The organism is Curtobacterium uvaldense (genome assembly GCF_028307415.1).
Classification (GTDB): Bacteria; Actinomycetota; Actinomycetes; order Actinomycetales; family Microbacteriaceae; genus Curtobacterium.
This window is the reverse complement of record NZ_JAQMHU010000023.1, coordinates 37,321-50,148: the sequence shown is the minus strand read 5'-3', so window position 1 is coordinate 50,148 and position 12,828 is coordinate 37,321. Positions and strand designations below refer to the sequence as shown.

The window sequence follows — 12,828 nt, the reverse complement described above, 5'->3', positions numbered from 1 at the left end:
CGGTATTGTGTCGGGGGGGCGTTGTGGGGGGGCCTTGCCCCCCCCGCGCAAAGGGCCGGCGGGGGGGGGGGGGGGGGCGGGGGGCGGGCGGCCCCCCCGCCTCCCGTCCGTCCGTCCGTCCGTCATCCGTGTCGCACCGGTGCCGGGTCGGAGGCTCCCGGCCCACCTAGGATCTTCCGGTGAGCACCGCGACCGCGCCGCCGACGCCCCTCGACCGCCCCGACCACCTCGTCGGCGAGTCGACGCACGACCCCTCCGGAGCGCTGCACGACCGCGGTCGACGGGCGCTTCGCGGGACGCTCGCGGCGCTGGCGATCTGGGCGGCGGCCCGGGTGCTGCTCGAGGGAGCCGCCCTCGTCGCCTGGCTCGTCGAGCGACCGGGACAGCTCGGCCTGCGGACGCTGCCGACCGTCCTGAACCACTGGGACGCGGAGAACTACCTGCACGTCGCCCTGGCCGGCTACCCGACCTTCGGCGTCGTGCCGTTCGACGAGGCGTTCCTGCCCGGGTACCCCTTCCTCTCCCGCTTCGTCGCCGAGGGTGTGTTCTTCACCGTCACCCCGAACCCGACCCAGGTCGCCGCGGCCATGTGGCTCGTGACCGGCCTCTCCGCCGCCGTCGCCGCGGTGCTGCTGTGGAAGGTCGTCCGCGACCGCTTCGACGCGCGCGTCGCGGCCGGCGCCGTCGCGCTCCTGGTCGCGGGGCCCTACGCCCACTTCATGGTCGCGCCGTACGCCGGGTCGCCCTACCTGGCCTTCGCGATCGCCGCCTGGCTGCTCGTCCAGCGCGGCCGCTGGCTCACCGGGGCGCTGCTCTGCATCCCGGCGGGACTGATCCGTGTGGAGACGGTCTACCTCGTGGCGGCCCTGGTCGTCGCGCAGCTGCTCGGCCCGCGGATCCGGCCGTTCTGGTCGCGCCTGTGGCGAGCCGCCGCCTTCGGTGCGGTGGGGTCGCTCGGCCTGGGCTACTACCTCGCCTGGCTCTGGCACCAGACGGGCAACCCCACGCACTGGTTCCTCGTGCAGAAGCTCGGGTGGCACCGCGAGACACAGTGGCCGTGGGAGACGTTCCGCACGACGCTCCGGATCGCGACCGGGACGACCGGGTCGGGGCAGTTCCAGGAGTGGTCGGACATCGTCATGGTCGCGGTCTACCTGGTCGCGGTCGGCTTCCTCATCGCGAAGCGGTGGTGGCCCGAGCTGGTGTACACGGGCCTCATGGTGGTGTCCATGGGGACGAGCTACGCGTGGACCTCGATGGCCCGCGAGAGCTCGGTGCAGTTCCCGCTCATGGTGCTCGTGGCCTCCACGCTGGCCGGCCGTCGTCGCTCACGGTGGGTCTTCTGGGTGGTGCTCGGCATCGGGATCGTGGACGCGACCTACCAGTCGTACCGGTTCGCACTCGGCGACTGGGGCGACTGAGCCGTCAGCGGCCTGGTCGACGGGCGGTCCGGGCGTCGGGCGGTCCTGGTCCTCGCCGTCCCACAGGTCCGCGCAGTCGACCGCGGAGACCCCCGCCCGCCGGAGCCAGGCACCGGCGACCCGGTCCCCCGGGTCGGCCGTGACCGCCGCGACGAGCGCCCCGCGGTGCGCCGGACCGACCAGCACCGGGTGACCCGGTCGGCCGTCGAACGCGGCACGCCGCAGGACGTCCGCACCCGCAGACGCCCCGATGACGCGGCGCACGACCGTCGGTGGCATCGTCGGCAGGTCGACGAGCGCGACGCACGCGACGACCCCGTCGTCGAGCACCTGCAGCCCCGCCGCGAGCGACGCACCGGGTCCCTCGGCCCAGTGCTCGGCGACCACCGTGCGGACGGACGGCAGGTCCGGCACGAGCACTCGGGCGTCCCCGGCCGCGGCGCCGAGGACCACGACCACCGAGGCGCAGCCGCCGTCGAGCAGTGCCCGGCTCACGGACCCGAGCCACGGCGTCCCGTCCGTCGTCCGCACCAGCGCCTTCGGCATGCCCATGCGCGTCCCGGCACCGGCGGCGAGCAGGACCCCGGTCACCGGCAGCGGGCCGTGCGGGTCGACCGGCAGCGGGACGTGCGGGGCGACCGGCAGCGGGTCGTCCGGTCGCGGCACGCGCGGGCCGCCGCTCAGACGAACGCCGGGACGGACGTCCAGGCTGCCGGGGCGTCCTCGACCCCGTCACGCACGACCGTGCCCGAGATGAGTCCGTAGGGACGGTCGGCGGCGAAGAACACCTCGCCCGGGTTCTCGAGCCCGAACGGGGACAGGTCGACCAGGAAGTGGTGCTTGTTCGGCATCGAGAAGCGCACTTCGGCGATCTCGGGGAACGACTCGATCGCCGCGCGCCCCATCGCGAACAGGGTCTGCTGCAGGGCGAGCGAGTGCAGGTCCGCGAAGGTCGCGAGCATCCGGTCGAGCACGCCGGTCCACACCCCGTCGTAGTCGATGCCGTCGGCGACCGCCTCGGGTGTGTAGCGCCACCGCGCGGTGACCGACGTCGCGAGGATCCGGTCGTCGGTCTCGGCGAGCGTCGTGTACGCGTCACGCGGGAAGCCGTGGAACTCGCTGCCCGTCGACTTCAGGACCGTCAGGTCGGTCACGCCGGCGAGCACGTGGACGTCGTCGCCGTCGACCTGCACCACGGCGGTGCGGGTGCCGCGGCCGGACCGGACGAACGCGTGGTCGTGCGCCCGACCGTCGACCGCGATCCGCTCCCAGGCGTGCTGCTCGGCGGACAGCGTCGACCCGTCGTACCAGTCGAACGCCGTCGCGAAGTGCCGGCCGAGGCGGAGGAGGAACTCCTCCGGGGCGCCCACACCGTGCTCCTTCGCGAACGCGTAGACGGTGTTCTTCTGCGTGTCCGTCGCGACGACCTTCGCGTTGTCGCCCTCGGTGTAGGACTCGGCGAGCGCCGCACCGCGCAGCTGGGTCGTGACCGTCAGGTCCTCGATCTCGTGGCGGTCGGTGTCGCGGGTGACCCGGACGAGGCGGACCTCGGCCTTGCCGTACTGGTTCGCACCGAGGCGGACGGACGTGCTGACGGGGGCTGCGGTGGCGGTGGTGTCCATGCGGCGACGATGACAGCCGCGTGTTTCGGTGGTGCGTCGATCAGGTCACGAGCTCCGTCCGCCGAGCCGGCCCGGTCGTGACGCGGCCGTCGTTCCCCCGTAACGGTGCCGAAACACCCGTTCCCTAGCGTTGCCGCCACGAACCGATCCGACCGAGGAGGCACCGTGGCGCGCAGCACCGCACCCCGAGCGTCCTCGGCGTGGAACCGCGGGATGATCGCGCACGGCCGACGACCGGGCGACACCGTCGTCACCCGTCCCGCCACCCCGATCGGACCCCTGCATGGACCTCGTCACCGTCCGCACCCTGCGGACACCGTCGCACCGCGACGACCTCGCGCTCGCACCCGGTGAGCAGCCGCTCGCCGGCGGCACCTGGCTGTACTCCGAGGAGCAACCGGGAACCACCGGCCTCGTCGACCTGACCGGCCTGGGCTGGCCGGACGCCGAGCACACGCCGGAGGGTCTGCGGCTCGGTGCGACGTGCACCATCGCGACGCTGCTGCGGCTCGACCCCGAGCCGGGGTGGCGTGCGTGGCCCCTCGTCGAGCGGTGCGCGAACGCCCTGCTCGCGTCGTTCAAGGTGTGGAACGCGGCGACGGTCGGCGGGAACGTGGCGACCGCGCTGCCCGCGGGAGCGATCACGGCGTTGCTGGTGACCCTGGACGCGACGGCGGTCGTCTGGACGCCGGACGGCGGGGACCGCCGCCTGCCCGTCGCCGACCTCGTCACCGGGGTCCGCGCCACGGCACTGGCGTCCGGCGAGGTGGTCCGCGCGTTCGACGTGCCGGAGTCGGCGCTCAGGAGCACCACCGGGTACCGCCGTGTGTCGCTCAGCCCCCACGGTCGGACCGGCGCGCTCGTGACCGCGCGCTGGGACGCCGACGGCTTCGTCCTCGTCGTCACCGGCGGGACCCGGCGACCGGTCGTGCTGCGGTGGGACGCGGTGCCCACGGCGGCCGAGGTCGACACGGTGCTCGCCGCCCACGACGACTGGTACGACGACCCGCACGGCTCCCCCGACTGGCGTCGGGCGGTGTCCCGCCGCTTCGCCGCCGAACTCGTCGCCGAGGCCGGCGGCTCGGGTCTCGCTGCTGCGGAGGGGGACGCCCGATGAGGTTCGAGGTCGACGGGACGACCCTGGACGCCGCCCCGCAGCCGGGCCAGGTCCTCCGCACCCTGCTCCGCGAGCACGGGGTCACCAGCGTCAAGAAGGGCTGTGACGCCGGCGACTGCGGTGCCTGCTCGGTCCTGCTCGACGGGGTGCCCGTGCACTCCTGCATCACACCGGCGCACCGGCTCGAGGGTCGCGTGGTGACGACGGCCGCGGGCCTCGGCACGCCGGAACAGCCCCACACCGTGCAGCGGGCGTTCGCCGAGGCCCCCGGGTTCCAGTGCGGGTTCTGCACCGCCGGGTACGTCGTCACCGCGTCCGCCCTCGACGACGACCAGCTCGCCGACCGACACCGGGCGCTCAAGGGCAACCTCTGCCGGTGCACGGGGTACCGCGCGATCGAGGACGCCCTCGACGGCGTGCGCAACACGGCGTGCCCGGGTGCCGGGGCCGCCGTCGGCACGTCCGTCGCGGCCCCGGCGGCGATGCGGATCGTGACCGGGGGCGAGGAGTACACGCTCGACGTCCGCCCGACCGAGGCGCTCCTGCACGTGGCGGTCCTCGGCAGCCCCCACCCGCACGCCCGCGTCGTGTCGATCGACGCGAGCGCGGCCGAGGCCCTGCCCGGTGTGCACCTCGTGCTCACCCACCACGACGACCCCGGCGTGCTCTTCTCGACCGGGCGGCACGACTCGCGGCTCGACGACCCCGACGACACCCGCGTGTTCGACCGGGTGCTGCGGTTCCGTGGGCAGCGCGTGGCGGCCGTCGTCGCCGACAGCGTCCGGATCGCGGAGCAGGCGTGCGCCGTGCTTCGGGTCGAGTACGAGCTGCTGCCGAGCGTGCACGACGTCGACGCCGCGCGCGGCCCGGGCGCTCCCCTGCTGCACGGCGACAAGACGACCGCCGAGCACCGCATCGCCGACCCCGGCCGCAACGTGGTCGCGGCCCTGCACGGCGAGACCGGCGACGTCGAGGCCGCGCTGGCGTCCGCCGTCGCGTCGGTCGACGGCACCTGGAGCACCGGTCGTGTCTCCCACGCGGCACTCGAGACGCACGCGACCCGCGGTTCGCTGGACCGGGACGGGAGGCTCGTGCTGCGGACCGCCACGCAGGTCCCGTTCCTGGTCCGCGACGAGATCGCGCACGTCTTCGGCCTCGACCCGTCGCGTGTGCGGGTGGTCGCCAAGCGCGTCGGCGGTGGGTTCGGCGGGAAGCAGGAGATGCTCACCGAGGACCTCGTCACCCTCGCCGTGCTGCGCACGGGTCGGAGCGTGCAGTACGAGTTCAGCCGCCGGGACGAGTTCACGATCGCGCCCACGCGGCACCCGATGCGGGTGCGTGTCCGGCTCGGTGCGGACGCGTCCGGCCGCCTGACCGCGATGCACGTCGACCAGGTGATGGACACGGGCGCCTACGGGAACCACGGCGTCGGCGTCATGTTCCACTCGGTCAGCGAGTCGGTCGCCGTCTACCGCTGCCCGGCGAAGCGGGTCGACGCCGAGTCCGTCTACACGAACAACCTGCCATCGGGGGCGTTCCGCGGGTACGGCCTGGGCCAGGTGGTGTTCGCGATCGAGTCGGCGATGGACGAGCTCGCGCGTCGGCTCGACCTCGACCCGTTCGAGCTCCGGCGGCGCAACGTCGTCGTTCCGGGCGACCCCCTCGTCGTGACCGACCCCGACGAGGAGGACGACCTGCGCTGGGAGGGCAGCTACGGCCTCGACCAGTGCCTCGACCTGGTGGAGGACGCGCTGCGCGCGCCGCTGCCCGAGGTCCCGGCGATGGACGGTCCACCGCTCGACCCGCCCACGGCGGACGGTTCCGGGGACTGGGCGTACGGCACCGGCATCGCGCTGGCGGCCATCGCGACGATGCCGCCCCGTGGGCACCACGCGCACGCGACCGTCGAGGCCACCACGGACGGCCGCTACCGGATCGGGGTCGGCACGGCGGAGTTCGGCAACGGCACGACGACCGTGCACACCCAGCTCGTCGCGACCGCCCTCGGCACCACGCCGGACCGGGTCGACGTGCACCAGTCCGACACCGACGCCGCGCAGTACGACACCGGTGCGTTCGGCTCCGCCGGGGTGGTCGTGGCGGGCAAGGCGCTGTTCGCGGCGGCCGAGGACCTCCGCGAGCAGCTGACCGCCCGGGCGCTCCGGATCGTCGCCGCGCGCACACCCCGTGCCGCCTCCGGGCCGCTCGGCCCCGCCGTCGAGGTCCTGCCCGGCGGCGTCCGCGTCGGTGACGAGGTCGTCGGACACGCCGAGCTCCTCGCCGAGGGACCACTGGTCGCACACGGCAGCCACGACGGCACCCCGCGGTCGCTCGCGTTCACGGTGCACGGTGCCCGTGTCGCGGTGCACCGACCGACCGGCGAGGTCCGGGTGCTCCACAGCGTGCAGGCCGTCGATGCCGGGACCGTCCTGAACCCCGAGCAGCTGCGCGGACAGGTCGAGGGCGGCGCAGCACAGGCGATGGGATCGACCCTGTACGAGGAGGTCGTGCTCGACGACACCGGTCGCGTGACCACCGACGCCTTCCGGTCGTACCGGGTGCCGAAGATCTCCGACGTGCCCCGCACCGAGGTCCGCTTCGCCGACACGCACGACCCGCTCGGACCGCTCGGGGCGAAGTCGATGAGCGAGGCCCCGTACAACCCCGTCGCCCCGGCTTTGGCGAACGCCGTCCGCGACGCGATCGGCGTGCGTCCGTACCGCCTCCCGATGACGCGCGACCGTGTCTGGGCACTGCTGCAGGGCGACGCGACCGACGCCGGAGGTGCGTGATTTTCGAACTGGCACCGCGCCTCCTGGCCGTCCTCGACACGGGTGCACCGGTCGTCGTCGCGACGGCGGTCTCGATGACCGGCAGCGCGCCGAGCGGCGTCGGGACCTCGATGGCGGTGCTGCCGGGCGGACAGGTCGTCGGCGCCATCTCCGGAGGCTGCGTCGAGGGCTCGCTGTTCCTCACCGCCGAGCAGGTGCTCGAGACCGGCGAGGCGGTGTTCGAGCGGTTCGGCTTCGACGACGACCCCGACGCCGTGTGGGCCCCCGCGCTCCGGTGCGGTGGTCGCGTGGAGGTGCTCGTCCACCGGGTCACGTCCGACGACGCCCTGCTCGTGAGCGCGCTCCGTGACGCCGCGGCCGGTCTGCCGACCTCGCTCGCCGTCTCGCTGGAGCCGGGGACGCTCGGGGTGGTCGTCACCGCTCCGGACGGGTGCCGCGACCGGGTCTTCGTCGAGCGCAGTGACCACCGCCCCCGCTGCGTCGTCGTCGGCGCCGTCGAGACCGCCGTCGCCGTGACGAACGCCGCCGCGGTGCTCGGCTACGCCGTGACCGTGGTCGACCCGCGGCCGGTGTTCCTGACGGACGAGCGCTTCCCGGCCGCGGACGAGCGGATCGTGGGCTGGCCGACGCGCGTGCTCGAGGGGTTGCCCGTGGACCGGACGACCGCCGTCGTGGTGCTCTCGCACGACGACCGGTTCGACGCCGAGGTGATCGACCAGGCGCTCCGCCGCGGAGCCGGGTACGTCGGCGCGATGGGCTCCCGATCGACCCACGAGCGGCGGCTCGCGGAACTGCACGCGCTCGGCACGCCGGACCTCGATCGGCTCCGCTCCCCGATCGGTCTCGACATCGGCGCGCGGACCCCGGCCGAGACGGCCGTCGCGATCATGGCCGAGGTCGTCGCCGTGCGGACGGGCTCCTCGGGAGGGGCGCTGACCGGCGGGTCCGGCCCGATCCACCGCGTCCCCGCGCGGGTCCCCTGACGCGCGCGCGTCGTGCCCGTCGAACGACGCTCCCGGGACGGCACCAGGGGCGGCGCCTGGTTCGACCTCGCATCCGTGGTTCGACGTCGCATCCGTGGTTCGACGTCGCATCCGTGGTTCGACACGGCCGTCCCGCTCGGCGCCGCGAGCGTCCGGGCGAGAGGAGCCCGAAGGGCACGGGCTCCCACGCGCCTTGAACGGTATGACGATTCGAGCGCACACAGAGCGGTCCAGTGCACGAGGACCGACCGGCACCGACCGCTCGTCACCGCCGCGACCGGGCGACGACGACTCCGGGTTCCGACTGCGCCTCCGGGCGCCGAGGGGAAACTCCGCGGTGACACCGGCGAAACACGGGCACCCTAGGTTCGCCCCATGACGCAGACCCTGATCCGCGCCGGCTGGGTGCTCACCGCCGCACCGGACGGCTCCTCCACACCCGCAGCGATCCGCGACGGCGCCGTCCTGCTCGACGGGGACCGCATCGCCGCCGTCGGCACCTTCGCCGAGCTGTCCGCTGCGCATCCCGACGCACCCGTCCGCGGCGGCGCGTACGACATCGTGACCCCGGGCTTCGTGAACACACACGGCCACTTCAGCGAGGGGCTCATCACGGGCATCGGCTCGCAGTACACGCTGTGGGAGTGGCTCACCGCACTGATCGGCCGCGTCAATCGGGTGATGACCCGCGAGAAGGCGTACGCCGGCACGGTGCTCCAGGGCATCCAGCTCCTCCGGAGCGGTGTGACGACCGCGAACGACATGTTCTGCGCCGACCCGGTGCCCGACGAGCCGGCGACCCCGGGTGTCGTGCAGGCACTCGAGGACCTCGGGCTCCGCGGTGTCGTGTCGTTCGGCTCCGGCGACGTCGACCGCGACTTCGGCGCGACCCCGATCCTCGACGAGTTCGAGGCCCTGCGCGAGGCCGCCGACGCCAGCCGCTACAGCACCTTCCGCGTGGGCGTCTCGTCGATCGGCCGGTACACCGACGACACCTGGCAGGAGCACGTCGACTACGCGGTCGCGGGCGGCCACGGGGTGCACGTGCACTTCCACGAGGTGCGCGAGGAGGTCACCGCCGCCCGGCAGCGCACCGGTCGGACGGCGATCGGCCACGCCGAGGCGACGGGCATGTTCCAGGTCCCGGTGATCGCCGCGCACAGCGTCTGGGTCGACCGCGAGGACCGCGAGCGCTACGCCACGCACGGCGTCGGGGTCGCGCACAACCCCGTCGCGAACGGCATCCTGGCGAGCGGCATCGCGCCGGTCGCCGAACTGCGAGCGCTCGGCGTCCCTGTCGGGATCGGGGTCGACGGTCCGGCGTCGAACGACTCGCAGGACTTCCTGCAGGCGATGAAGACCGCGGCCCTGCTCGCCCGCGTCCGCGACCTGCAGGCAACCGCGATGAGTGCACGCGAAGCCCTCGAGATGGGCACGATCGGCGGCGCCCGGGCCCTGCGGATGGAGCAGGAGATCGGGTCGCTCGAGCCCGGCAAGCGCGCTGACCTGGTGGTGTTCGACGGCGACTCCCCCACGCTGGCGAACGTGCACGACCCCTACCAGGCGGTCGTCTTCGTCGCGGGCAGCCGTGAGGTCCGCGACGTCTGGGTCGACGGCGAGCTGAGCCTCGCCAACGGCGACGTCACGAAGGTCGACGTGCGCGAGGCGGTGGACCGCGCCCGCCCCCTCGCCCGCCAGCTCGTCGCCGAGGCAGGGCTGGAGCGCCTGTCGGCGCTCACCGGTGGCGCGCTCGACGACACCGAGCGTCCGTAGCGGCGCACGTGCGACCGATCGGCCGTGGGGCTCAGCCGAGCGTGATCTCCCGGATCGTCGCCGACACCGTCGACGGATCGTCGGCCGTGGTCTGCGCGGAGCACGACCACTCGACCGGTTCCGTCGCCGTCCCGTGCTCCTCGCGCCGCACGGACGACTCCCCGGTGACGGCTGCCACCGTCACCCCGCTCGGACCGGACGATCGCTGCTCGACGCCCGTCGACCGGGTGTCGACGACCTTCCACGGGGTCGTCCCGTACTGGTCACGCCACCAGGCGACGATCGCCGGCCCGACCCTCGTCTCGCACGCCGCGCGCGCGACCCCGTCGAAGGAGGTCTGCTGCTTCGTGCACCCGGTGAGCGCGACGAGGACGACCACGACGGCCGTGGCCGCGACGGTGCGGGTCCTCATGCACCCATCGTGCCGAACGCCGTGCGGCGCGTACAGCCCGGGGACGCCGGAACGCGCGACGCGGCGACCGATCCGCTGCGCGGTGCACCGCCGCCCCCGCGCTACGCCCCGCCGAGCGCCCGCGTCGCCAGGTGCAGCGCGAGCCGGGTCTCCGGGTCGCCGAGGTCCACGCCGAGCAGCCGCTGCACCCGGTCGATGCGATCGGCAACGGTGTTGCGGTGCACCCCGAGCACCGCGGCCGTCTCCGCCACCGAGGACTCCGCGTCGAGGTACGCCGCCAGGGTCGAGCGGAGCGCCCCGCCTCCGCGCTCCAGGGGCGCGAGGAGCTGCTCCGCCGCCGGCAGGAACGTGTCGGTCTGCGTCCACGCGAGCAGCAGCTGCGCGAGGCCGAGCCGGTCGACGTGCACGAAGAAGCCCGACTCCGGTCGCGCGGCGGCCAGGCGGACGGCGTCGCCCGCTTCGCCGAGCGTCCGCACGAGCCCCGCCGGACCGGCGTGCACGCTGCCCACGCCGGCGTTCGTGTCGACCGCGGTGCGCAGGGCGTTCTGGGCGGCACGCACCGAGGCGGCGATCGCGGCGACCGTGGCACGGTCGGGTTCGTCGGACGACGAGCACCAGAGCGCCCACCCGTCGGTCTGCTCGACCACCACCACGTCGAGCCCGTGCGCGTCGAACGCCGTCTCGACCTCGCGTCGCAGGGCCACCGCGTCGACCGGCGCCCGCGCGACGAGCCGGACACCGACGTGCCAGGCGTCGAGCTCCCAACCGGCGGCGATCGTCCGCTGCACCAGGGGCGGCGCCGGTGCCCCGTCGGCGGTCCGGAGGTCGTCGAGCATCGCCATCCGGTACCGGGCGTCGCGCTCGTCGTCGAGCCGGGTGAGCACGAGCCGGTGTCCGGCCGCGACCGCCGCGACCCGCAGTGCGGTCGCGAGCACGACCCGCTCGGCACGCACGGGCGTGGTGGTGCCGACCGCGAGCCAGGCCCGCGGTCCGATGCCGGTCGGGACGGGCACGGCCACGACCGTCTCCCGGTCGTCGGTCGCCCAGACCGGCTCGCTCGTCCCGACCGTACGCGCGAGCAGTGCCGCGGTCGCCGGCGCGACCCCCGCACCACGCAGGGGACGTCCCGACGCGTCGAGGAACCGGATCGCGTGTCCGAGCTCGTGCTCGAGCCGGGTGAACAGCTCGTCCAGGGCGGGTCCGGCGTCGAGTCCGACGCGCGCCGCGACGACGGCGGCACGGGCAGCGGGAGCGTCCCCGGACCCGATGAGCTCGTGCACCCGGACGGAGGCGGCCCACGGGTCCGGGGTCACGACCACCGCGACGCCGAGTCGATCGGCGAGCGCGGCGGTCCCGGCGCCGGGCAGCGGTGCCCCGTCGGCGAGCCCGACGACGAGCACCGCGACGCCGGCGGTCGCCGCCCGGCGGAGCAGCACGTCGAACCGGGCGTCGAAGCGCTCGACCGGGGTGAGCAGGACGACCGCGGAGTCGTCCGTCCCGAGCTGCCGACCGACGTGCTCGGGCGGGCCGACGAGTCCGCGCACGGTGGTGACCGTGCCCGTCGCCGGTCCGACGAGCAACGTCGTGCCCTCGGGCAGCAGGGGCAGGAAGTCCGAGACGGGGATCACGCTGCGGCCTCCGGCACGGCGTCGGCGTCGATCCCGAACGCGCGGGGCGCCACGCGTGCCGTGCGCTCCGGCGACGCCCACCACCACGGCGCACCGGGCAGCACGAGCACCGCGAGCTCGTCCCCGACCCGGGCTCGCTCGGTGCTGACGGGCCGCAGGGACCTGGCGTCGACGACGACGATGCAGCTCGGCGTGCTCGCGACCGGTTCACCGTCCACCAGGCAGTGCACCCACTCGCTGCCCGCCTCGACCCGGACGACGGCGCCGGTGGCCGCGTCGCGGATCGCCATCGACCCGTGCACGAACGCGACCGCGTCCCCGCCGCGCTGCACGTCGAGCACGCGGCCGCGGGCGACGGCACGAGCGCCGTCGAGCCCGACCATGAGGTCCTCGACGCCGGCCGCGGCTGCAGCGACGCGTCCGGTGCGCAGGGCCCGGTCGACACTGCCCGTGATGCAGCGTGCGGCGAGCACCTCGGCGTCGACGGGGCCGACCGCGAACGCCGCCCACCCGCCGCTGTGCGAGACCGCCTCGCGCCAGACCGTCTCGAGGTCCCGTGGGTCCGGCGCGTCCACCACGATCCGCAGGCCGCTGGACGTCACCGCAGCGGCGGTGACCGAGGGCGACGACCCGACGAACAGGGAGAGCTGGTCGATGCGCGGCGTCGCCCGACCGACCAGGTCGGCGTCGACGAGCGGCAGGCCGACCGCGTGCGCCGTGAGCGCCGCGGCCGGTCCGGTGACGCCGCCGATCTGCGCTGCGACGACGGCGTCCGCCCGACGGCCGGTCCAGCGTTCCACCGCGGCGAGCGCGTCGGGCAGCTCTCGCCCGCTCGGCGTCTTCTCCTCGAGCACGGTGGTCGACCCGACGAGCCCCACCGCCATCACCGCGCGGACACCGCCGCCGACCGGCACGACCGGCACCCGGGCGTCGCCGAGCGCCCGCCGCAGGGCGTGGGCCATGTGGTCCACCTGGCCGCCACCGCCGCACCCGAGGAGCGCGGTGCCGCGTGCGAAGTCGTCGACGTCGTCGGCCCGGAGGCCGGTCACGACCCCGTCACGCTGCTCGCCCTGGTGCACA

The 12,828-nt window shown here is 74.7% G+C and carries 10 protein-coding genes; 5 read left to right on the top strand and 5 right to left on the bottom strand.

The features are described from left to right. Positions 1–179 precede the first annotated feature (179 nt). Complete coding sequence (locus tag PIJ49_RS13000) at positions 180–1,421, top strand: mannosyltransferase family protein (protein ID WP_066655735.1); 1,242 nt, start codon at positions 180–182, stop codon at positions 1,419–1,421. On the opposite strand, the gene PIJ49_RS12995 is transcribed toward PIJ49_RS13000, so the two are convergent. Together PIJ49_RS12995 and pucL are read right to left on the bottom strand one after the other, a co-directional pair. Further along, positions 1,329–2,087: a nucleotidyltransferase family protein gene (locus PIJ49_RS12995; RefSeq protein ID WP_271826779.1), complete on the bottom strand. Its 759-nt coding sequence runs from the start codon at positions 2,085–2,087 to the stop codon at positions 1,329–1,331. The two genes, PIJ49_RS13000 and PIJ49_RS12995, sit on opposite strands and share 93 nt — an antisense overlap. A 14-nt stretch (positions 2,088–2,101) precedes the next feature. Beyond that, positions 2,102–3,043, bottom strand: a complete 942-nt coding sequence (pucL, locus tag PIJ49_RS12990) for a factor-independent urate hydroxylase (RefSeq protein WP_066655738.1) — start codon at positions 3,041–3,043, stop codon at positions 2,102–2,104. Positions 3,044–3,326: 283 nt separating this feature from the next. Between pucL and PIJ49_RS12985 the strand changes: the two genes are divergently transcribed. From PIJ49_RS12985 to PIJ49_RS12970, 4 genes are all read left to right on the top strand, one after another. Then, complete coding sequence (locus PIJ49_RS12985) at positions 3,327–4,160, top strand: FAD binding domain-containing protein (protein WP_066655746.1); 834 nt, start codon at positions 3,327–3,329, stop codon at positions 4,158–4,160. Next, positions 4,157–6,952, top strand: a complete 2,796-nt coding sequence (locus tag PIJ49_RS12980) for a molybdopterin-dependent oxidoreductase (protein WP_271826778.1) — start codon at positions 4,157–4,159, stop codon at positions 6,950–6,952. The genes PIJ49_RS12985 and PIJ49_RS12980 overlap by 4 nt, the downstream gene beginning before the upstream one ends. Next, on the top strand, positions 6,949–7,935 hold the full coding sequence (locus tag PIJ49_RS12975; protein WP_271826777.1) for an XdhC family protein: 987 nt from the start codon (positions 6,949–6,951) through the stop codon (positions 7,933–7,935). The genes PIJ49_RS12980 and PIJ49_RS12975 overlap by 4 nt, the downstream gene beginning before the upstream one ends. 375 nt (positions 7,936–8,310) lie before the next feature. Then, positions 8,311–9,708, top strand: coding sequence for an amidohydrolase family protein (locus PIJ49_RS12970; RefSeq protein ID WP_066655760.1), 1,398 nt, complete (start codon positions 8,311–8,313; stop codon positions 9,706–9,708). Between the two features lie 31 nt (positions 9,709–9,739). On the opposite strand, the gene PIJ49_RS12965 is transcribed toward PIJ49_RS12970, so the two are convergent. The 3 genes from PIJ49_RS12965 to PIJ49_RS12955 form a co-directional block, all read right to left on the bottom strand. Continuing rightward, complete coding sequence (locus tag PIJ49_RS12965) at positions 9,740–10,120, bottom strand: hypothetical protein (RefSeq protein WP_066655762.1); 381 nt, start codon at positions 10,118–10,120, stop codon at positions 9,740–9,742. Between the two features lie 101 nt (positions 10,121–10,221). After that, on the bottom strand, positions 10,222–11,748 hold the full coding sequence (locus PIJ49_RS12960; protein WP_271826776.1) for a PucR family transcriptional regulator: 1,527 nt from the start codon (positions 11,746–11,748) through the stop codon (positions 10,222–10,224). After that, the gene (locus PIJ49_RS12955) at positions 11,745–12,827 is read right to left on the bottom strand and encodes a DUF917 domain-containing protein (RefSeq protein ID WP_271826775.1); all 1,083 of its coding nucleotides are present in this window, start codon (positions 12,825–12,827) and stop codon (positions 11,745–11,747) included. Before PIJ49_RS12955 ends, PIJ49_RS12960 begins: the two co-directional genes overlap by 4 nt. Between the last annotated feature and the right edge of the window lies 1 nt (position 12,828).

What these genes read in the sequence shown, in the direction of transcription:
- PIJ49_RS12965 (WP_066655762.1), bottom strand. Translation starts at nt 10,120, where the DNA reads ATGAGGACCCGCACCGTCGCGGCCACGGCCGTCGTGGTCGTCCTCGTC.
- PIJ49_RS12980 (WP_271826778.1), top strand. Translation starts at nt 4,157, where the DNA reads ATGAGGTTCGAGGTCGACGGGACGACCCTGGACGCCGCCCCGCAGCCG.
- PIJ49_RS12970 (WP_066655760.1), top strand. Translation starts at nt 8,311, where the DNA reads ATGACGCAGACCCTGATCCGCGCCGGCTGGGTGCTCACCGCCGCACCG.
- PIJ49_RS12985 (WP_066655746.1), top strand. Translation starts at nt 3,327, where the DNA reads ATGGACCTCGTCACCGTCCGCACCCTGCGGACACCGTCGCACCGCGAC.
- pucL (WP_066655738.1), bottom strand. Translation starts at nt 3,043, where the DNA reads ATGGACACCACCGCCACCGCAGCCCCCGTCAGCACGTCCGTCCGCCTC.